Below are 20805 nucleotides of genomic sequence, written 5' to 3' on the forward strand. Positions count from 1 at the left end.
ATTGATCAGTCTATAATACTCAAAAAAATTTGACTAATTGGTCTAGAATATTCAAAAAATAAACGCTATTAAGCGTTCATAAAGATCACTCCAAAATCGACAGCGTCGTACGCACAACGTCTCTAAGCACCTCAGGGCTTGCGCCTGTCTTGGCGGTAAATGTCAGCGATAGTCGGGCATGATTTAGAAATCTGGCTATTGACAACAGTTCAGATTCCGTAGCATGAATCTCCCCCTCACTTTGGGCGCGGACTAGGGCGTTGTAAAAAGCAAGTTCAAGCTTTTCAGTGTTTTCAGTAATAAAAGCTTTGATCTCATGATGATGCGGAGCCTGTTCAATAGCACTGTTCATAATAAAGCATTCCTTCGACAGCCTCTTATCCATCAAGACTCTAACAGATTCATTAAAAATCATCGCTATTGCATCCTTAATGCTCCCAGGTTGACTGAGCAGATGTACTACGGCTTCGGTTTTGTCACGTATGTAAAGCTGAATAGCCGAAAAAAACAAATCGTATTTCGTGCCGTAGGTATCATAAAGACTTTGCCGCGCTATACCCAGCTGATCCAGTAAAATGGTCAGAGAAGTTCCCTCATACCCATGCTCTCCAAATACAGCCATAGCTTTTCGCAGAACACTTTCAGTATCAAATTCTTTAGCTCTTCCCAAACCTCATGTTCACCTCCTTGCTTATGATTATAATTTTTATAGACTGATCAGTCAAGAAAATAAAATTGATTTTATATAATTTTATTCACAAAAAACCATCGTACCGAAATACGATGGTTTAGGAATGTTTATTTTATCCAAACGCTCAGGTGTAAATGATGCAATCCGACTATTCCTCAGAGTCTACGTTATGGTAAACCTGCTGAACATCCTCCAAATCTTCTAATGCATCAATCAATTTATCAAATTGAGCCTGTGCATCTTCTGGAAGAGTAATATCATTTTGCGCAAGCATGGTGAGCTCGGCAACGGTAAACTCCGTTACTCCTGCCTGCTTGAAAGCTTCCTGAACAGCATGGAATTGGTCAGGTTCTGCATATACGATGACAGCTTCATCTTCTTCGATGATGTCACGAACCTCGACATCTGCCTCCATCAACAGCTCCAGCACTTCATCTGGAGTTTTACCCACCAGACCAATAACTGCTGTTGAATCAAACATATAGGCTACAGATCCGCTCACGCCCAGGCTACCGCCATTTTTAGTAAAAGCAGAACGCACATCTGATGCTGTACGGTTTACGTTATTGGTCAGTGCATCTACAATGACCATGGAACCGTTCGGTCCGAAACCTTCATAACGAAGCTCTACGTAGTTTTCATCGCCAGCACCTTTTGCTTTTTCAATAGCGCGGTCAATGATCGCTTTCGGTACATTGTACGTTTTTGCACGTTCTAACACGACTCTTAGGACCCGATTGGATTCAGGATCAGGCTCGCCCTGTTTGGCTGCCACATAAATTTCCACGCCAAATTTAGCATATATACGACTCGTATTAGCATCCTTGGATGCCTTCTTTTCTTTAATGTTATTCCACTTACGTCCCATAATATCCCGCTCTCTTCCTGTATGAATATACACAACGAACTTCATTATATCCTTGTATATTATATCTCCTAAAGGACATACGAACAAGTTCAAACACTCCGTTATGGAAAAATAAACAATTCTGCCTACAATACTCCTCATCTATGGACAACAATCCTATGAATGTCTAAGATGAGGAGGAAGTCTGACTTGAAGGAGATTATTCACTTGGATGTCTTATATAAAAAGTTGAGCAATAACCATGAAATCACGGTATATGAAACCACGGAGCTGTATGGTGAAAAGGGGTTATTTCGTGTGATGGAATTTTCAAATGCGGCTGTCCAAGGTGCGCTAGATTTGAATCATCCGCAACGCATTCTGTTCGAATATCCCAGAGCAATCATCCATCTTATGGAGCTGAACGATCCGTCATTTGAAGACGTGTTTGTTATCGGGCATGGTATAGGCACGATTGCGGGTCACTTTACAGATAAACGTTTTAAGATTGCCGAGCTGGATTCGCAAGTGGTAGAATTCAGCCGAACATTCTTTGGGTACGACCAGAACAATGTGACTATTGGCGATGGACGTCGCATCCTGGAGAAGGAGGCCCCGGATGCTTTTGACTATATTATATTGGACGCCTTCACGGAGCAGGGTACACCCTTACATTTAGTATCCTGGGAATTTTTCAAGATGGCTAAAGAAAAGCTGGATTCCGAAGGATCGCTAATTATGAATGTAATGGGCAAAAGTGAACACGATCATCTAGTCCATGCCATTCACACAACGTTGCGTGAAGAATTCGCCTATGTCACAACATTCTCTCTACCATCGGAAGGCGTTGCCGACATTCAAAATATCATTATGATAGGTCGAGACAAGCCTATTCGTTTTCAGGCACGTCAGATGGCGGACTTTCATGAGATTACACTTGGAGAAGGTCATATTCTGCGGGATACAGATGCTTAGTGTTGTATGAGACTCAATATTCTTCTCTCTACATCATGGATATGAATCGACTCTTTGTTGCTGTTTCTTCGCTCTACGAATTCTACTTTTCCGTGTTCAGCATCTTTACCAACGACGATGCGCACGGGAATACCTACTAAATCTGAATCTTTAAATTTAACTCCTGGACGTTCGTCACGATCATCTAGAAGAACCTCTATACCGCGATCCTGTAGTTGGCAGTATAGCTCCTCGGCTATTTGCATCTGAAGCCTGTCTTTCACTGAAATCGGAATGATATGAACCTGAAACGGAGCCAGTGCGTGGGGCCATATCATTCCGTTCTGGTCATGATTCTGCTCTACAATGGCGGACAGGATTCGGGAAATGCCAATACCATAGCAGCCCATAATCATCGCTTGATCGGTTCCGGACGCATCTAGAAAGGTCGCCCCTAGCTTCTCACTGTACTTGGTGCCCAGTTTGAATACGTGTCCAATCTCAATTCCACGGTGGAGTTCCAATTTCCCTTCGTCACATCGAGGACATCTATCCCCTTCTATAACATTGCGCAAGTCTGCCACATGCCGAAGATCCATATCACGCCTTGGATTCACATGCCGATAATGGTAGTCCTGCTCGTTCGCGCCTGCAAGACCGCTGGACATTTGAACAACGGCGTAATCCACCCACACAGGGATTGTCAAGCCGCATGGACCTATGGACCCGGGTGGGGTTCCAGTCACCTTTGTGACGGTGTCTGCATTTGCTATTTCGAATTTTTCACTACCTAAAATTTGTTTGACTTTTACTTCGTTGACCTCATGATCTCCCCTGACAACTACAGCAATAGGTTGATCGTTAGCCATATAAATCAATGTTTTGATGATTTCTTGGGGCTCTATGTGAAGGGTATCAACCAGTTGTTCTATGGTCCGCAGACCTGGAGTATACAGTTTTTCCATTTCATCTGTATCGATAGAAGGATGGCTGTCATGTTCATTTTCATCGGAGACAGAAGATATTCCTATGCTCCCCGTAGAACGTGGCTCTGCCTTTTCAAGATTGGCAGCATAATCACAGCAGGTACACGCCACTATGGTATCCTCTCCTATATCAGCCAGCGCCATAAATTCGTGGGTTTCACCTTCACCACCAATAGCACCAGCATCTGCTTCGACGGCGCGAAAATTCAGACTGCAGCGGGTGAAAATACGTTGATATGCCTGGAACATGGCCCAATAAGTGTGATCTAGTCCCTCCCAATTGGCATCAAACGAATAGGCATCCTTCATCAAAAATTCTCTGCTGCGAAGCAACCCAAACCGAGGACGTCGTTCATCCCGAAACTTGGTTTGAATTTGATACAGTGTTACAGGCAATTTCCGATAGGAATTCACTTCATTTCGTATTAAAGACGTAATGACCTCTTCATGTGTAGGCCCTAATGCAAACTCCCGATCATGTCGATCTTGCAGACGCATCAGCTCTGAACCGTACACATCGTATCTCCCCGATTCTTGCCACAGTTCCGTTGGCTGTAATACAGGCATCAGCAATTCTCCAGCTCCTGCACGATTCATCTCATCTCGTACAATTTGTTCCACTTTTCTGAGTACCCGTCTGCCCAGTGGCATATAGGTATACATTCCAGCCGCCAATTGGCGGATAAATCCTGCCCGCAGCATAAGCTGATGACTAATCACTTCGGCCTCTGCAGGTGCTTCACGCAAGGTTGTCAGTAATAATTGGCTTTGGCGCATGTGTGGCTTCCTCCTTGTAAGAACAATAAATTGTACGCAAAAAAGACACATCCGTCAGGGACGAATGTGTCGTGGTACCACCCTTCATTTGACCGTAACCATATTCGGGACGGTCCTTCTTCAGATAACGGCATCTGGCCGGTAACGGTTTATCTTACGCACCGCTACAGCTCGCAAGGCAGGGAAACGTTCATTCGCGGCGAGAAACCTTTCAGCCCATGGGTTTCTTCTCTGTACAGCGGGTAATTGAACCTTTGATCCTTGGTCTACACTATTCCTATATATTACAATTTTCACCACTCTACACGAAACGCAGATTCAAGTCAAGGAGATAATTGTCTATCTGGGCTCAGCCAAGGACATGAACGATATTTAGATTTTAAGATAATCAAATTCCTTTCATTACCATATTGCAAAATGAGCGGCCAGATTTTAGGACGGATACGCCTGCGAAAACCCAGAACAAATCGGACAAACCGAGGTGAAATATCCCAAATACGAACGGCTTCTTGCTCTACTCCTTTGGGTAGCTCCTTGGAAAATAAAAAACGGTTAAGCGAACGCGTGATAACACCTGATATCGCCTCAATCGTGCTGACATCCATTACGATGATTGTGTCGGAACGCTGGAGTCGCTCGGTAAAATAACGTTCATGATAATTGCCTTCGATAATCCACTCTTCCCCTTGCAGGACTTCACCTAGCTGTTTATGAAATTGTTTGTCTGTGCTCCGCTTCCACTCCGGTCCCCAATACAAATCATCCAACGAAATATACGGCAAATGAGTCCACATCGACAGTCGTTTGGCCAAAAAAGTCTTGCCGCTCCCCGGTGAGCCGATTATGATAATACGTTTAGCATGCTGCACAGCTAGAAGCTCGTCACTCACTTCCCCACGTAAGGTTAGCGTTGAATAGATCAGTCGATATAGAAATCCTACTGCCAAAGCCCCTCCCTTTAAAAGCAAATAAAGAAGAAACAGCGGCAGAAAAACAATAGCGTATTTCACACTGTCCATCAGACAACCTGCCCCTTCTATACATTCAATATTTGAGATCATTACATCTGTGAAGCTCTAAATACACGCTGTTGTAGGTTAAGTGTTCTCTTCTTTACTTATGTATTTTTCTTTTTAAAATACACACCCTTAAAAAATACAAAATTTTGCGAATGTGTGCCATACAGCTCCTGGAACCTAGAATGGAGTTTATTCACAGAAATGGTGTCTGAGACTGTCCGATCCGTTTGTATGGTTAAGTCGACACAACTGATTCCAAACTGGCACACTTGCTCCATAGGATAACCTTGGGTAATTCCATAAATCATCCCGGCAATAAACGCGTCATCTGCGCCTGTGACATCAATGACCTGTTGAACTGGAGGGATAGGGATTTGTCCATGAGTTCCATCCTGAGAAGCAAACAACACATGCTCAGCACTGCAGATAATAATGACATTTTGAACCCCTAGTTTGTGAAAAACTCGAGTTGCGTCCAATATCTGCTGGTCATCTTTAAGTTCCAGTCCCAAATAAGCTTCAGCCTCTTCCGGTTGGCATACCAGCCATTCCACCCCATGCAAATTTCGGGGAAGCTTTCTCATCTTGGAAGCTGACACCGATGAAACGACAAGGGGAACCTGATGTTCCTGACAGACATGTATGGTGGCCGCTATTACGTTCATAGAGAAATTAGTGTCCAGCAGAACAAGTCGGGACGAGGCGATTAAAGGAATATTTTCAAAAATTACTGAAGGACGAATCTGATCATAAATCTCCATTTCTGCTGTCGCTACAATCATTTCACCATGCTCGTTTAGCAAGGCAGTATAAACGCCAGTTGACGACTCACCTTTGACTTGAAGAGGAATCACATGCATGTAACGGCTAGACTGTTCGATGATAAATTCGCCTTCCGCATCATCTCCAACTGCGGTTAGCAGGCTGACCCGTCGGCTCAACCTCCCTAAATTTTCAGCTACATTCCGTGCTACCCCACCGCAAGATTGCAGCCTAGTGCTGCTCGGATTGGAGGTGTGAAGCTGAAATGTACCCTTAACCATGATTTTACGATCCAGATTTGCCCCTCCTATACACAGTATTTGTTCACTAGAGGGCCAAGGCTCGTCCTGTTCATTTTTGTGAATTTTTTTTAATTTCATCATTTGACTCCTTTCTCGACTCTATTCGGCTAGAATGATTTAAATTTGTGCAGAAATAGGCACTCTATAAACCTAACATGTTCTAAATGTCAAATTCCCAAGAATCATGTCGAGTCCGTTAAAATATCAAAAAGTTACACATGCTAAAAAAGTCACCTCTTCGTAAAGATACCCTCCACTTTACGATAAGATGACTAGAACTGAACTTGCAGCTTAGATCCTTCTTCCTAGCATCCTGTTATTTTATAGAGAATAGAGCAGCTCCATGAGGGGGTAAATCTGCGGACAGTTCCTGCACTATAACACCTAAATCCACATGGTTCCACAAGTCTCTGGCACTTGCCTGCCCTTCAATTCCAAGCTCCTGTAGGGATACACGGACTGTTGAAGCTTCATCTCCAACATTAAATAAAGCCGCATATACGTGACCTTCCTCATTGTGAGAAGTCCAAACGATATGTTCATCCTTTCTGTAGACCTGTCGCGCATTCACACCGTTGTGATGAACATCGAGCACTTCTTTGTTCGTCAGCAATGAAAGTGTCCATGCGTCATTATCACGCAGTTCTCCTCCGAACATCAGTGGAGACCGGAAAATGCTCCATAAGGTCATCATCGTCAGCTGCTCATCCTTCGTAAAGCGTGTCCAACGATCATGACTGCCGGAATCTACTGAATCTACCGAACGAATTCCCAGATGCCCCAGTGGCAACATGTCGCAATCCGGCCAGTGACCTGGACCTACATGTCCCGCCCATTTCTCGCAACGCTCGAACATACCATGCAGTAAAGGCCATACATCCCAGAAATCATCAGTCATACGCCACATATTCGCATTTGCGATTAAATCAGATGCATGTTCCAGCGGTGCGGGACCAGGCGAAAGACTTAACACCATCGGACGTCCGCATTGGGCGATAGCCCGCTTAATCAATTCGATTTCCGCCAAATGAATACCATAGAGACGTGATGCAGCAATGTCATCTACTTTGACAAAATCGACACCCCATTCCGCATACAGGTCAAACAAAGAATTATAATACTCCTGTGCGCCTTCCTTGGATGCATCTACCCCATACATATCTGTGTTCCAAGGACAAATAGAGTTAGGATGTGCAATTTGTCTGGCCGTAGCTGTAGTTCCCAAAATCGGGGTATCCTGATGAACCGCCTGTCTAGAGATGCCCCTCATAATATGTATCCCGAATTTCAATCCCAAACTATGCACATATTCTGCAAGAGCATGGAACCCACGACCGTCTGCTGCCGAAGGGAACCGATTCACCGCTGGAATCAGACGTGAAAATGAATCCATTTCCAATGGAACAAATGGTCGGTACTGTGAAGATACTGCTCCCGACTCATACCATTGAATATCCACCACTACATATTCCCATCCATACTCCTTCAGGTGCTCCGCTATATATTGAGCATTTCCCCGTACTTCCTCTTCCCTTACTGCTGCGCCATAGCAATCCCAGCTATTCCATCCCATAGGTGGTGTATGCGCTGTCAAAAGATGTTCCATTGAATTCATCCTTTCATCTGTTAGGCCTCAACCTGTTACCGCAAATCTCATCAACCCCACAATACCATTATAATGTAACCCCTTACTTTTGTCGCTCGTCATCTTTTTCATTTCCACTTTTTATACATTTATGTTGACTAACTTAAAGAATGTGGTACATTTAAACTTGCTTGTTAAAAAACTTTGACTTGAATCAGAGGGTGATTTTACATGTGTGAACATGCTTATCGAATTTTGTTGTTTTACAAATATGTCAATATTGAAGATCCTGCCACCTTTACGGCAGAGCATCTGGCTTACTGCAAAGAGCTGGGCGTCAAGGGAAGAATCTTGATTGCTGAGGAAGGAATCAACGGAACACTGTCCGGTACAGTAGAGCAAACGGAGCAGTATATCCGTGATTTGCGCGCCAATCCGAAATTCCACGATATCGTTATTAAAATAGATGAGTCTGACGGTCATGCGTTCAAGAAAATATTTGTACGTCATCGCCAGGAACTGGTTACGCTACGTCATGAGGACGAGCTGGACCCTAATGTAATTAGCGGCAAGCGTCTGTCACCAAAGGAGTTTTATGAACAGCTTCAAGATGAAGATGTCGTGGTTCTGGACGGTCGTAACGACTACGAATATGACATCGGTCATTTCCGCGGAGCCATTCGCCCCGAAGTTGAATCGTTCCGTGAATTTCCACAATGGATTCGCGATAATATGACTCAATTTAAGGATAAAAAAATCCTGACATACTGTACTGGAGGTATTCGTTGCGAAAAGCTGTCCGGTCTGCTGATTAAAGAAGGCTTTGACGATGTAGGCCAGTTGGATGGCGGCATTGTGACTTACAGCAAGGACCCTGAAGTACAAGGGCGTTTGTTTGACGGTAAATGCTATGTGTTTGACGAACGGATTTCGGTTCGGATCAACCATACGGATGAAGACGTTATTGTCGGTCAATGCTATCACTGTGAAACGCCAAACGATCATTATATTAACTGCCCGGTCTGCAATCTCCAACATATCGTGTGCCCAGACTGCGAAGAACAGCATCAACACTATTGCTCTGACGAATGCCGAACCAAAGCAAAAACTATGGCTTCTGCTTAAACCATTAGAATACTCGGTTTCACATAAAAGGGATGTTCCTACTAGCCGTTCAACATGGCTGTGGACATCCCTTTTGTTGTTCTCAGAATAAGTGCGTTAACCTTCATAGTATATACCTATAACCTTAATTGTTTATCCATCTTGGACGGACTCAAAAGTAGCACCTTATAATGGAAAATGTCATTACAGAAAGGATGGGTGGAATTCATGATTCAAATCGTACTTTCAACTCTTTTATCCGTTATCGTTCCGCTGTCCATTCCGGTGATTGCCGGATTTTTACTCGGCAAATTCATGAAGCTGGAAACAAAACCGCTCTCGACTTTGTACTTATATTTTTTAAGTCCTGCCATGATTCTGGACACACTGCTCAAAGCGCAGCTTTCCTGGCATGATGTGACACAGACAGCCGCTTTTTCATTACTCAACCTGCTGCTATTGTGGGGAATTGCACAATTAGCAGGAAAAATCTTTGGGCTGAGCGCCCCGGAAACGGCTGGGCTCACCTTAATCTCCACACTGACCAATAGTGCAAATTATGGGTTGCCGCTCATTTTACTTGCCTTTGGGCAGCTTGGTCTTGATAAAGCCTCTGTATATGTCGTCATCCAAATGATTATGGTCAATACTATTGGCGTTTATTTTGCAGCCCGCTCTGAATTTTCTGTTCAAAGTGCCGTGAAGTCGGTATTTTCTCTCCCTGCAATTTATGCGGCTCTTCTCGCACTGGGACTTCGAGCACTGGATTGGCATCTGCCCTCCGGCATTCAATCGAGCGTCTCAATGATTGCAGCTGCTTATTCTCCGGTTGTGCTGGCGATTCTGGGTACCCAAATGGCTTATGTGAAAATACTCAAGCTGGAGCCATCTATTAAAAAAGCCAGCTACGCAGGACTAACAATCCGACTTCTGCTTTCCCCGCTCGCGGCTTGTCTTGCCATGCTGATACTGGGAATTTCAGGTCTTTTGTTCTCCGTTCTCTTCATTCTGGCCTCCATGCCAGTGGCTGTGAATGCAGTCATTTTAGCCGAAAAATTTAATGCATCGCCAAAACTGGTCTCCACCTGCATCCTGTGGAGCACGCTTGCCTCATTCCTGGTTCTGCCCATTCTGATTATGCTGGTAGCAGGTTAGACGGACAAAAGGCTCTCTACACCATAGAGAGCCATGCACGATCCTGTCTCCAGTCTACTTGCACAGACGTTTCAAAAAAAGTACTAAGCGTTTCACTGCTCAGGATATCAGTCGTTTTACCTTTGGCAAACACCGTACCCCGGCGAATCAGAATCGTATGTGTGTACATCGGTAAAATTTCTTCAATATGGTGTGTAACATACAATAAATTGGGAGAACCCGGCGTCTCGGACAGCTGACGAACGCTATCCAATAATGCTTCTCTAGAGAAAAAATCCAACCCGTTGCACGCCTCGTCCAAAATCAACAGCTTGGGCGAGGCCATTAACGCGCGAGCAATAAGCACTTTTTGCTTTTCTCCCTGTGAGCATCCCTGATACAACCGATCGACGAGATGAGCACAGCCCAGTTGGCTCATAAGCTGAACGGCCTGTTCATAATCTATATCCGTCGTCTGGTCATACAGTCCAATGGAGGCAAATTTACCGCTGATGACGACATCCTGTGTACGCTGGCTTCCATTAATCCTTTCCTGTAAAGAGGAACTGACCCAACCAATAGATTTGCGCAATTCCCTCAGATCTACATCCCCAAAAGTATGACCCAATACACTGACACTACCTGTGGTTGGCCATATGTAGCCATTAATCATATTGAGCATCGTTGTTTTGCCTGATCCATTCAAGCCGAGTACAGCCCAATGCTCTCCCTCAGATACCTGCCAATTGATTTGATCCAGTATGGTACGGTTATCTCTCTTCCAGCTTACATTGTTAAGCTCAATGACAGAATTCATGGCTGTACATCCCTTCTATACATCGTATCATCAGATGTTTATAGGCGTAATAATATATCACGTTTGCTACGTTAATCTTCACTTTCGTATAAGAATAGCACAGGGTTGCAGGTTGTTCAATTTTAAATTCACTATATTGCTTTCTACAAAACTAATAGTAATAGAATCAAGTTCAATAGCCCGCTTAGGCTAACTTGGAATAAGGTAGTCTAAGCGGGCATTTTAGTTGTTTTAAGATTTAAGATTTAAGATTTAAGATTTCGGAGTGATGAAGACCGATTTATGAGGTAGTTTATGCGCTATTTCTCGAGGAAGGCTCAGATTCGTTGCCAATACATCAACAGGGTTGCCAGCCATCCACTCACTCAAATCAATGGCCTCGTAATGACCACTGTTAAAACCAATCAAAATACGGCATACGTCCGATCCGGTATTTTTAATATAATGCCCGGCTCCCATAGGTACATACCCTACATCTCCGGCCTCAAACTGCTCTGTCACTGCATTCCCTTCTGCCAGAAATACAGTCATTTCTGCTTTGCCGTCCAAATAGTACTGCCATTCATCCGCATTGGGATGCCAGTGCATTTCTCGCAATCCGCCCGGCTCCAGTCCAATTACAGATCCGGCCATCGTCGAAGAAATAGGAAAATCTTCTACTGTAACGGTCCGCTGAGTCCCTCCACCCGGTGCCAATCTGGGCTGTTTGGCCATTAAAGGATAGCGGTGTTTAGTAATCAGATCAGAAGAAATGCGCGGATATGCATCATGAGATGCGGTAGATGGGATAGGCCCTTTTGCAAAATAAGCTTCCTTCTTTGGCAAAAGAGCGAGCTCGTCGGCTGCAAATCCGAGATTCTGCATGACAACATCTGCGGGAGTCTGAGCGATAAAATCAGTAATGCTGAACGTATGGTCCTCCGAAAAATCACCATTATCGAAAATCAGGATAAAATGACACTCTCCAGGACCAAGACCTTGAATGGAGTGACCATAACCACGCGGGAAATACCATACATCACCGGGGTTAAAAATATCGACATAGGAAGTACCGTCTGGATGGATAACAGTTGTCCGACAGGAACCGCTAATCACATAGGCCCATTCAGCTGCATTGGCATGCCAGTGAAGCTCGCGCATTCCACCCGGCTCCAGACGCATCGAAACCCCTGCTATTCCTTCTGATACAGGGAAATCATGGACTGAAGCCCCACGTGTGATACCCCCTGGCCCGGTTCTGGGTTCCTTTTTCTCCAAAGCATACTTAAATGATTTCATCGCGATTCCTCCTTAAAATCATTCTTCCCATATGTCTTTATTCACTTATTGGTGCTGTGCAGGTCTATTATATACTTTTAATGTTAAAGAGATCAAATTTGTCCATTTTTTCATCAAACTATGTCCGAATCGCCCCCCTCGCGGTTAGGATTAGGGTAAATAGGCAAGAGAAAAAGGATGAATCATAAACAATTCATCCTTTTTTTGATTTAGTTTCTTTATTTGATTTAGTTTCTTTATTTGTATGATCAGCTTTATTTGCATTTTTATCTTTATTCTTGTCGTTATTCTTCTTATCCTTGCTTGGGACTATAACTTTCTTTTTTTCATTAGCCAGTCGCCAATAGCTTATTACTTTTCGGTACATAGACTTATCTGTCAATTGGTTAAAAATGTATGGGTCTGGCTTCGTGTTCACCTCAATGATCCACGGGATAAAGCGATGATCCAATCCAATGTCCACACCAATTTGCCGGAAATTCGGATATGTTTTTTGTAGTTGTGTGGCAATGGTAATCCCCAGTTCATTGAGCTTCTTAACCAGCTCAGCCTGCTTACTTTGCGATAAATGGGATTTCAGTAGCTGTTCCAAGGCCATCGGCTTACCACCACTATGATAATTGGTCACGATTTTACGGGGATGGCCCAAGCGTCCAATAATTCCGGTAGATTCCCATGTCCCTTTTGCATTACGCTGCACCATGACCCGGATATCAAAATAACGATTTTGATGGCGCAGTAAATGAATTCCCTTTTGAATGAGATAACTTTTTTTACCCATGTGTTTCGATAGGCTGGTAATCAGTGCATCCAACTGTTTGAATTCCAGACGTTTTTCCTCATATTGGTAGGCGAAGCGCTGACCTGCCTCCTGTTCGACTTTCATCACACCTTTGCCAAAGGTACCTCGATCAGGCTTTACATAGACCATCCCATACTTCTCCAACATGGATTTCACAGTTATTTTGCTGTATTTACGGGTTTCAGGTACAAAAGGCTTGATACTGCCATGCTGGAGCAACAATTGGGTTTTATGCCATTTGCTACGCAACGCCTGCGCTTGTGAAGAATTCACTTGCCCCTCTCCTCTCTACTCTCAGGGTAGAACGCTCCTGTTAAAAAAGATCAATCTATCGTATGCGCCAAAACCCCATTCGAAGCTCCATTCGCCCTCTTCTACACAGAATTAGACAGTTGGCCTTGCCCGGTCGAAAGCGCCTGTCCAGGCATACAATAATATGAGATACCGGTAGCGTATATTTACACGTATAGGGAGTGAATAACATGTCTGCGCAATCCGATGGGCTACAGAAGGGTTCCCTCTCAATCGATGTTCTAATCCCCGCAATTGAAAAAGATCTGGCTACACTACCACTAGTAATTGACAGTCTGCGCAGTCACGTGCAGCACCGAATTGCAACCATCTATATCGTTTCACCGCAAAGCACCAAACTTCGCCGTCTATGTGCAAACAAAAAGTGTACATTTATAGACGAAAAAACGGTGTTGCCCATCACTAAAAAGCATATTCATTACGGAACAACGCGCTGGGATCGCTCAGGCTGGCTGTATCAGCAATTGCTCAAAATGAATGGCGACAAAATCAGTAAATCGTCTTTTTTTCTCGTCATAGATGCGGACACCATTTTGATTCGTCCACATACGTTCCGTAAAGACGGAAAAACAATTTTTTACTATCGCAGCTGGAGTCAACCTGAGTATTTTCGAACTTACCGTAAGCTGATGGGTGCTAAAGCTCCCTCACCAAAGTCCTTTGTCACTCACTATATGCTTTTTGAAAAAACACGGCTCGCCCAGCTCAAGCAAGTTATTGAGGCCAAGCATGGGAAACCTTGGTACAACGCCATTATTCAAAGTATAGACCGGACAAAACAGTTTGGATTTTCCGAATATGAAACGTATGCCAACTATCTATACAGCAATCAGCCCTCTCGGATGATTTTGCGCAAGTCATTAAATAAAGCGCTTCATAGTCGTGCTTCTTCGCTGTCACAAAAACAATTGGATATCTATGCCCAAAGCTACCGCTCCTTATCTTTTCATCAACGCAAAGTGTACCAGCTAGCTCCACAAACAAGGATTCAATCTTCATTGAAATAGTTTCTAAAATAGAAAATCCCGCAATTGTTGATGCAATCTAATGGATTTGCATTGAAGGAGGAAACGTCTGTGCGCATCGTATTGTTATGCGGTGGTGCCGGAAAACGGCTGTGGCCATTATCCAATGATATTCGGTCAAAGCTGTTTCTCCGGTTGTTGCCCGCTCCTGACGGGCAGCAGGAATCTATGCTCGGCCGGGTGTATCGTCAGCTTACCTTAGCCGGACTAGATTCCTCTGCCCTGCTTCTGGCTCATCAGAGTCAGGTAAATCTAGCCTTTCGACATACAGAAGGTCGTCTGCCTGTTCTTGGCGAGCCGGCTAAACGGGGAACCTTCACAGCTGCTGCACTCGCTGCTGCTTATTTTCACACAAGAGGCATGGGGCTGGATGAAGTTCTCTGTATTGCTCCAGCAGATATGTTTGCAGGCGATGACTTCTTCCACAGCATAGCAGCGCTATCCGGTCTATTGCTCGAGAGCGGAGCCGATCTAGCTATGCTTGGGACAAGGCCTACCCATGCCTCCGACCAATATGGCTATGTCGTTCCGGGTCTGCAAATGAGGCAGGAAGGGAAATCGTCTTATGCACAAGTTGCTCGCTTCACTGAAAAGCCGGATCTGTCTGGGGCGCAGCAGCTTATTAACCAAGGCGCACTATGGAACTGCGGTATTTATGCTTTTACGTTACGATATATGCTGTCCTGTATGGAGCAAAGTCAATTGCCGCTGAACGATAAAGAACTGTGCGCAATGTATGATAGCCTCCCGGTTCGCAGTTTCGATGAGGAGATTGCGGAGCGTACTGAACGGGCCGTTGTCCTGCCTTACGAGGGCGAATGGCACGACATCGGCAACTGGCAGACCTTAACAGAGCAGCTAGGAAGCCGAGTGATCGGGCGTGGACAAATCAGTGGTCAAACTCACGGCACACACATCGTCAATGAGCTGCCCTATCCACTTCATGTCATTGGTGTGGAGGATATTATTGCTGCTGCAAGCCTTGACGGTATTCTCATTGCATCCAAAAGCCATGCCCACGCGATCAAGGAACAGCTAGGCAAACTCCAACTTCACCCCATGCATGGTGAAACCTCTTGGGGCAGTTACCGAGTGCTGGACGAATTTGAGCACCGAAGCCCAAATGACATATTAGCTATACGACTGACGGTGTTGCCGGATCATCGCTTGAATGGACGTATTCACGGCAGCGGACTTAAAGTATGGACGATCGTATCCGGTCGGGGAGAGGTTATGCTGAACGGAGAACGCTTTGCTGCGGCAAGCGGCTCTGTATTTAGCATTCCGGTCGATACGTATCACACGATCCGCGCCGATCTGGATTCAAAACTGGAACTAATCGAGGTTCGCCTAGGTAACAGTTTGGTGAGCGCCTTCTATAAATCCGATTCCTGCAACACGGAGTTATAACATCTAAACAGATCGATTTCTGCACGAAGATCACACATCAAAAAAATCGCTCTTGAGCAAGGTGAGTAACATCCTTTGCTCATGAAGCGATTTTTTTTGTAATATTACATCTCATAAGGAAACCGTTCTAACCTTGCCAGATAAATAAACCTTGTTGGCCTTAATCATCCCGGCCTCTCTTAAAAAGTGCTGCACGATCTTCATCTGATAGTGTATGCGTTCTTTCTGGGGCAGGCTCCACCCTGTTTCCACGGTTACCGCACGTGCCCCTAAAATACGGGCTGCAGCGGTACGAGAGGAACCTGGGAGCTCATGCAACCGCATGTTGAAATGGCGGTCTTTCACCTTGATCGAGCGATTCATTCGCTTAATAATCCGGCGCGTCGTGGGAATTATCGGGTTGCCCTTATTGGAGATCAGCGTTTGGCCAAGCACCTTGGCATCCTTTTGTGATAATCCATTCGCCTCATGCAAGTCAAGATACCATTCAGGGTGATGCTTTTGTAATAATTTGAATAGAGCAGTGGAAAGCGGTTGTGTTGCCGCCTGCTTTTTCCGGCGCGGAAAGGTTCGATTCAGATCCGGTTTTCCTCTAATCTGCTTGCGGTAAGCCTTTTGATTCACAATTGGCACAATAATAAGCTTGCCATGGCTGAATCTCAGCTTTTGTTCATTCAAAAGCTTTACCAGTTTCTCAGCCGCACGTATACTTGCTATTTCATTACCATGTATGCCTGCAACCACCATCGCACACGGACCTTGCTGTCCCTCTATGGCTACATAATAAGGTGTCGCCCAAGAAGAGCCCTTTCCAAGCATATATCGTTTGACCTGCATCCCCTTCACCTCCGTATAGGCTTTCGGTGTCCTCTCTTCTGTTCTCGCCGACGAATGATTTCACGGTATAGTCTCAAGTAGTTGCTGGTCATCTGTTTGTTGGTAAATCTTTGGCTAACATACAATCGAAGCTGCGCGGGTGACGGGTAATTCTTTTGCTGTGCCTTTCGTGCCATTTGTCCAACTGATTTGCAAATCAACTGCGGAAAGCCTGATAGCACCTCGGGAACAGAGCCATTTTTTAGTGCCAGCACCGGTGTTCCACAAGCCATAGCCTCTACCATTACAAGTCCGAACGGTTCTTCCCACAGTGATGGAAACAACAGACACTCTGCATGTTTCAGAAGCTTCTGTTTCCGATCACCCCCAACTGGTCCCACATAGCGTATATTCGGATTGCGCTGAATTCGTGTCTGAATCTCTCGGCGAAAAAATACAGGGGCTTTGATGGGACCCGCAATAAGCAGTCTTTTTCCTGTTCGCTCTGCAACCTGAATGGCCTGCAATACACCTTTATCCGGTATAATTCTGCCCATGAACAGCAAGTAGCTGCGCTTCTCACTGCTGAACTCGTATTCATGCGTGTTGATGCCGTTATAGATATAAAATCCTTTGCCCCCGCCCATCAGCTGACGTGCTCGTTTACTGACATATACCGGGTTTTTACCGTGTCTTCTCACTGGAAGATGAACGGTACACAATGATGAGCAGGGCAACTTCCTACGCGCTACAGCAGAACGAAAGGTATGATCATGAATGATATGTGTGCCGGAAGGCATATGCCGAAGTACATATTGGGGGATCTGACTATGTTTCAAACCCTTGGGATAAGTAATCAACCGCGCGCTGCTCCTGCTCCCACGGGCGGCAAAAAGAGATACATGATGCCCTCGTCTCACTAATTCCTCTGTTAATTCATGCACGACCTTTTCTGTTCCGCCCTTGATGGAGGGAACAGGCTGTGCATCGGGATAGTTGGATATGACCTGCACAATGGTTAAAGGTCGGTTTTTGAATGCTTTGCTCTGCTTTGAAGCCATACGAATTCCCCTTCCTGACCGGAAATACGGTGTGATCTTTACGATGTCAACGGGAATCTGAGTATACTCCCGTGCAGGTTATAAATTGTAGTATATAGGTATGTATGTTTTGCATGATTGCTTGTGCCAATCGTCTGCAAGTCGCTTTTTGTCATACGAGCCTAGTCATAAGGGGGAGTTATTTAATTTGTCAAGCTAAAGTTAAGGAGAAAATTCTCATCGTTTTCTAATAAAGCAGTGCAAAACGTTGGGGTAACAGGATTATAACCATGAGTGGTAAATTCCGGATATTTTATTTGTGTTATTGTCATTTCAGGACATCAACACAATACGAATAACGGAGGAAATTATATATGAAACGTACTTCTAAAAAATTGTGGATGGGTATTTGCTTTACGATGACTTTGGCACTGAGCGCTGGAAGCTTCGTTGTTGGACCAGACACCACTCATGCGGCTTCGACAAGTAAAGCTGATCGGATTATCTCAAAAGGCTCCCAGTATATGGGCGTCCGTTATGAACATGGAGCTCCAGCTGGCAGTACAAGCTCTTTTGATTGCTCTTCGTTCACTCAGTATGTTTTTGCACAAAATGGAATCAAGCTTCCACGTTCGTCCAAACAGCAGTCAACTGTGGGCACTTATGTACCGCGTAGTCAGCTTAAAAAAGGTGATTTAGTCTTTTTCTATGCGCCAATTCATCATGTAGCCATTTACATGGGAGACGGGAAAATTCTGCATACGTTTGGTAAAGGCGGCGTAACGGTTACCAATCTAAATTCGGGATGGTGGAGCTCCCATTACACAACAGCACGTCGTGTCCTTTAGGATCATTTTGGATGATCTCCCATCCACCGAATGCATAACTTACAAATAACATTAAAAAGGCTGTTCCTTTGAGTAGAGATGTCTACTGGAGGGACAGCCTTTCCTGTTGTTTTTGAGGCAGCGTAACGATGACATCCGTCCCTTCGCCTTCTGCGCTTTCCATGCGTATCGTACCCTGGTGAGCATCTGTTATTGCCTTGGCAATCGGTAACCCAAGCCCGGTTCCTCCGGTTTTACGATGTCTGGAGCTGTCTACCCGATAAAATCGTTCAAAGACACGCTTGATCTCACTCTCAGGAATGCCAATTCCGTAATCCTTAACGCGGAGGTGGACATCTTTTTCATCAGTAGATAACCATATTTCGATTTCTTCCGAGCTATACTTTAACGCATTATCCAGCAAGATGACTAGTAACTGCTTGATTTTTGCAAGATTAGCATCCAGCCAAATTTCCTTCTCTTCTGTAGAAATAAAAATTTGGCGGTCATGTACAGGCCTGAGATGTGCTACCACCTGTTGACAACAACCGATCAGCTCTACCCGCTCATACGGTTCGGAATCTTGCTGCTGTGAGGAGGCCAATGTCAGCAATTGCTGCGTCATCGTACGCATTCGCTGAGTTTCTTCATAGATCGATTCAATCGATTCCTTACGTATGTCCTCGTCACGCGTACCCCACCGCCGCAGCATGTTGGCATAGCCCTCAATAATCATCAATGTCGTATTCAGTTCATGTGAGGCGTCGGAAACAAATTGCTGCTGGCTCTGAAAGCTTTCTTCCAATCTCTCCATCATTCGATTAAAAGTAGCGGTCATTTGGGATAATTCATCTTGATTAGGACTGCCAGCAGGAATTTTTTTGAATTTCAAGCTTCTTTCGATCTCCTGCATCGTTTGAATACTACTGGCAATGGGCAGCAATATCGCATTTGCCAAAATCGTGCTGCCCACCAGACTGAGCAACATAGCTCCAACAGTCGATGTGATAAGAATTGTATTTAAGATATCGAGATTGTTTTCGAGCGCATCCCATTTTTCTACGATCTCCAGTGTCCCCTTTTGATTACCTTCTGGTGAAAGCACTGGAAGATGGATAATCAGGATTTTATGATCCTGTAGATCCGTTAGTTGAGAGCTTTGAGAAAGGTTAAAATGTATATCGTTCAGCTTAAAGCGGGACTGACGGCTTACTTCATACAAAAGACGAGATTGCTGATCAAATACCCTCAGAATGGTATCCGCAGAAAGTTCATCTTTCAGCTTGGACCCCCAAGCATTTTTCAGAATCATCGTGGCTCCTGTTTCGGCAATGATTTCGGTCCATTTATTTTGTAGCACTTCTCTTTCATTACGAGTAGCAATTTTGACAAATAATAGATGAACCGTGACGTCCACAAACAGGAGAATCGTCATCACTAAAATAGAACTAAGCAGGGTAATTTTGGTCCGCAGCTTCAATGGTCTTCCTCCCGGATACAGTACCCAACACCGCGCACGGTTTTAATCAGTTTCTTTTTGTATCCATGATCAATTTTTTTGCGAACATACCGGATATATACATCTACCACATTCGTATCACCGACAAAATCAAACCCCCACACATCCTGAATCATTTGATCCCGATGCAATACCTGATTTTTGTGCTCCATCAGATAGAGAAGCAGATCAAATTCTTTGGGCGTAAGTTCGATACGTTTTCCTTCCCTCACCACGGACCGCGTCTTGGGTTCCAACACCAGGCTATCGACTTGAAGTTTGGACTGCTGCTTTTCCTCTTTTTGCGAAGTAGTAGCTGCCGGCTCCAACTGATTCCTCATACTGGCCCGCATCCGCGCTAATAATTCCTCAATTTCAAAGGGCTTTGTAATGTAATCATTAGCTCCTTCATCCAGACCTGAAACTTTTTCAGGAGTCGTGTTACGTGCAGTAACCATAATTACCGGGGTATGATTGTCCACTTTTCGAATCTGCTTCAGCACCTCGACTCCGTTCATCTCGGGCAGCATCACATCCAGTATGATAATATCCCATGTAAGGGATAGTGCTTTTTCCAATCCTTCTTTTCCCGTCTGTGCAATTTCAACCGCATATCCTTCGTGGGATAACTCCAGTTGAAGCAATCTGGATATCTTCGCTTCATCATCAATGACCAGCACCGACTTTTCCATTACAAAACCACCTATTTTTTATAGAGAAAACTAATAAGCAATGCACATACCATTCATTTTTTATTTGATTTTAAGCTTTTATCCGTATAGTCGCTCTATAATATAACTTTGTAATTTAATTTTTTGA

Annotated in this window: 19 protein-coding genes; 6 read left to right on the forward strand and 13 right to left on the reverse strand. The window is 44.6% G+C overall.

Annotated features, from left to right (window positions below; translation table 11 throughout):
- Positions 1-85 precede the first annotated feature (85 nt).
- The gene (locus tag MMB75_RS22845) at positions 86-670 is read right to left on the reverse strand and encodes a TetR/AcrR family transcriptional regulator (RefSeq protein ID WP_017428512.1); all 585 of its coding nucleotides are present in this window, start codon (positions 668-670) and stop codon (positions 86-88) included.
- A gap of 169 nt (positions 671-839) precedes the next feature.
- On the reverse strand, positions 840-1559 hold the full coding sequence (locus MMB75_RS22850) for a YebC/PmpR family DNA-binding transcriptional regulator (RefSeq protein ID WP_025364795.1): 720 nt from the start codon (positions 1557-1559) through the stop codon (positions 840-842).
- A 189-nt stretch (positions 1560-1748) separates the two neighbouring features.
- Here MMB75_RS22850 and MMB75_RS22855 point away from each other — a divergent pair, with 189 nt between their 5' ends.
- The gene (locus MMB75_RS22855) at positions 1749-2513 is read left to right on the forward strand and encodes a spermidine synthase (RefSeq protein WP_017428510.1); all 765 of its coding nucleotides are present in this window, start codon (positions 1749-1751) and stop codon (positions 2511-2513) included.
- Here the strand turns inward: MMB75_RS22855 and MMB75_RS22860 are convergent.
- The 4 genes from MMB75_RS22860 to MMB75_RS22875 all read right to left on the reverse strand — a co-directional run bounded on the left by MMB75_RS22860 (position 2510) and on the right by MMB75_RS22875 (position 7944).
- Positions 2510-4255, reverse strand: coding sequence for a proline--tRNA ligase (locus MMB75_RS22860; RefSeq protein ID WP_257127043.1), 1746 nt, complete (start codon positions 4253-4255; stop codon positions 2510-2512). The two genes, MMB75_RS22855 and MMB75_RS22860, sit on opposite strands and share 4 nt — an antisense overlap.
- Positions 4256-4578: 323 nt before the next feature.
- The gene (locus MMB75_RS22865) at positions 4579-5274 is read right to left on the reverse strand and encodes a P-loop NTPase family protein (RefSeq protein ID WP_025364793.1); all 696 of its coding nucleotides are present in this window, start codon (positions 5272-5274) and stop codon (positions 4579-4581) included.
- Between the two features lie 98 nt (positions 5275-5372).
- Positions 5373-6416, reverse strand: coding sequence for a carbohydrate kinase family protein (locus MMB75_RS22870; RefSeq protein WP_039277235.1), 1044 nt, complete (start codon positions 6414-6416; stop codon positions 5373-5375).
- Positions 6417-6654: 238 nt separating this feature from the next.
- Complete coding sequence (locus tag MMB75_RS22875) at positions 6655-7944, reverse strand: glycoside hydrolase family 27 protein (RefSeq protein ID WP_031463461.1); 1290 nt, start codon at positions 7942-7944, stop codon at positions 6655-6657.
- Positions 7945-8154: 210 nt separating this feature from the next.
- On the opposite strand from MMB75_RS22875, the gene trhO reads away from it, so the two are divergent.
- Both trhO and MMB75_RS22885 read left to right on the forward strand, forming a co-directional pair.
- Entirely contained in the window at positions 8155-9048 is an 894-nt protein-coding gene (trhO, locus tag MMB75_RS22880) for an oxygen-dependent tRNA uridine(34) hydroxylase TrhO (protein ID WP_017428505.1), read from the forward strand.
- Positions 9049-9255: 207 nt separating this feature from the next.
- Positions 9256-10182 carry an AEC family transporter gene (locus MMB75_RS22885; RefSeq protein ID WP_045245201.1) on the forward strand — a complete coding sequence of 309 codons (927 nt, stop codon included), beginning with the start codon at positions 9256-9258 and terminating at the stop codon, positions 10180-10182.
- A gap of 16 nt (positions 10183-10198) precedes the next feature.
- Here the strand turns inward: MMB75_RS22885 and MMB75_RS22890 are convergent, their stop codons facing one another.
- The 3 genes from MMB75_RS22890 to MMB75_RS22900 form a co-directional block, all read right to left on the reverse strand.
- Complete coding sequence (locus MMB75_RS22890; RefSeq protein WP_045245202.1) at positions 10199-10978, reverse strand: ABC transporter ATP-binding protein; 780 nt, start codon at positions 10976-10978, stop codon at positions 10199-10201.
- A 252-nt stretch (positions 10979-11230) separates the two neighbouring features.
- Positions 11231-12256, reverse strand: coding sequence for a cupin domain-containing protein (locus MMB75_RS22895; RefSeq protein ID WP_045245203.1), 1026 nt, complete (start codon positions 12254-12256; stop codon positions 11231-11233).
- Positions 12257-12449: 193 nt separating this feature from the next.
- Positions 12450-13331: a YheC/YheD family protein gene (locus MMB75_RS22900; protein ID WP_045245204.1), complete on the reverse strand. Its 882-nt coding sequence runs from the start codon at positions 13329-13331 to the stop codon at positions 12450-12452.
- 209 nt (positions 13332-13540) lie between these two features.
- Between MMB75_RS22900 and MMB75_RS22905 the strand changes: the two genes are divergently transcribed.
- Together MMB75_RS22905 and MMB75_RS22910 are read left to right on the forward strand one after the other, a co-directional pair.
- Positions 13541-14377 (forward strand): DUF6492 family protein, encoded by an 837-nt coding sequence (locus tag MMB75_RS22905; protein WP_045245205.1) that lies wholly within the window; start codon positions 13541-13543, stop codon positions 14375-14377.
- A 69-nt stretch (positions 14378-14446) separates the two neighbouring features.
- Positions 14447-15805, forward strand: a complete 1359-nt coding sequence (locus MMB75_RS22910; protein ID WP_045245206.1) for a sugar phosphate nucleotidyltransferase — start codon at positions 14447-14449, stop codon at positions 15803-15805.
- 111 nt (positions 15806-15916) lie between these two features.
- Here MMB75_RS22910 and MMB75_RS22915 read toward each other — a convergent pair whose 3' ends face one another.
- Positions 15917-16642: a succinylglutamate desuccinylase/aspartoacylase family protein gene (locus tag MMB75_RS22915; protein ID WP_045245207.1), complete on the reverse strand. Its 726-nt coding sequence runs from the start codon at positions 16640-16642 to the stop codon at positions 15917-15919.
- Positions 16643-16647: 5 nt separating this feature from the next.
- Positions 16648-17682, reverse strand: a complete 1035-nt coding sequence (locus MMB75_RS22920; RefSeq protein WP_017428498.1) for a glycosyltransferase — start codon at positions 17680-17682, stop codon at positions 16648-16650.
- Between the two features lie 353 nt (positions 17683-18035).
- On the opposite strand from MMB75_RS22920, the gene MMB75_RS22925 reads away from it, so the two are divergent.
- Entirely contained in the window at positions 18036-18509 is a 474-nt protein-coding gene (locus tag MMB75_RS22925) for a C40 family peptidase (protein WP_016818954.1), read from the forward strand.
- 82 nt (positions 18510-18591) lie between these two features.
- Here MMB75_RS22925 and MMB75_RS22930 read toward each other — a convergent pair whose 3' ends face one another.
- Both MMB75_RS22930 and MMB75_RS22935 read right to left on the reverse strand, forming a co-directional pair.
- Entirely contained in the window at positions 18592-19968 is a 1377-nt protein-coding gene (locus MMB75_RS22930; RefSeq protein WP_045245208.1) for a sensor histidine kinase, read from the reverse strand.
- On the reverse strand, positions 19965-20678 hold the full coding sequence (locus tag MMB75_RS22935; RefSeq protein WP_017428496.1) for a response regulator transcription factor: 714 nt from the start codon (positions 20676-20678) through the stop codon (positions 19965-19967). Before MMB75_RS22935 ends, MMB75_RS22930 begins: the two co-directional genes overlap by 4 nt.
- Positions 20679-20805: the final 127 nt, after the last annotated feature.

This window comes from Paenibacillus sp. P2(2022), from assembly GCF_029522175.1.
GTDB lineage: Bacteria > Bacillota > Bacilli > Paenibacillales > Paenibacillaceae > Paenibacillus > Paenibacillus polymyxa.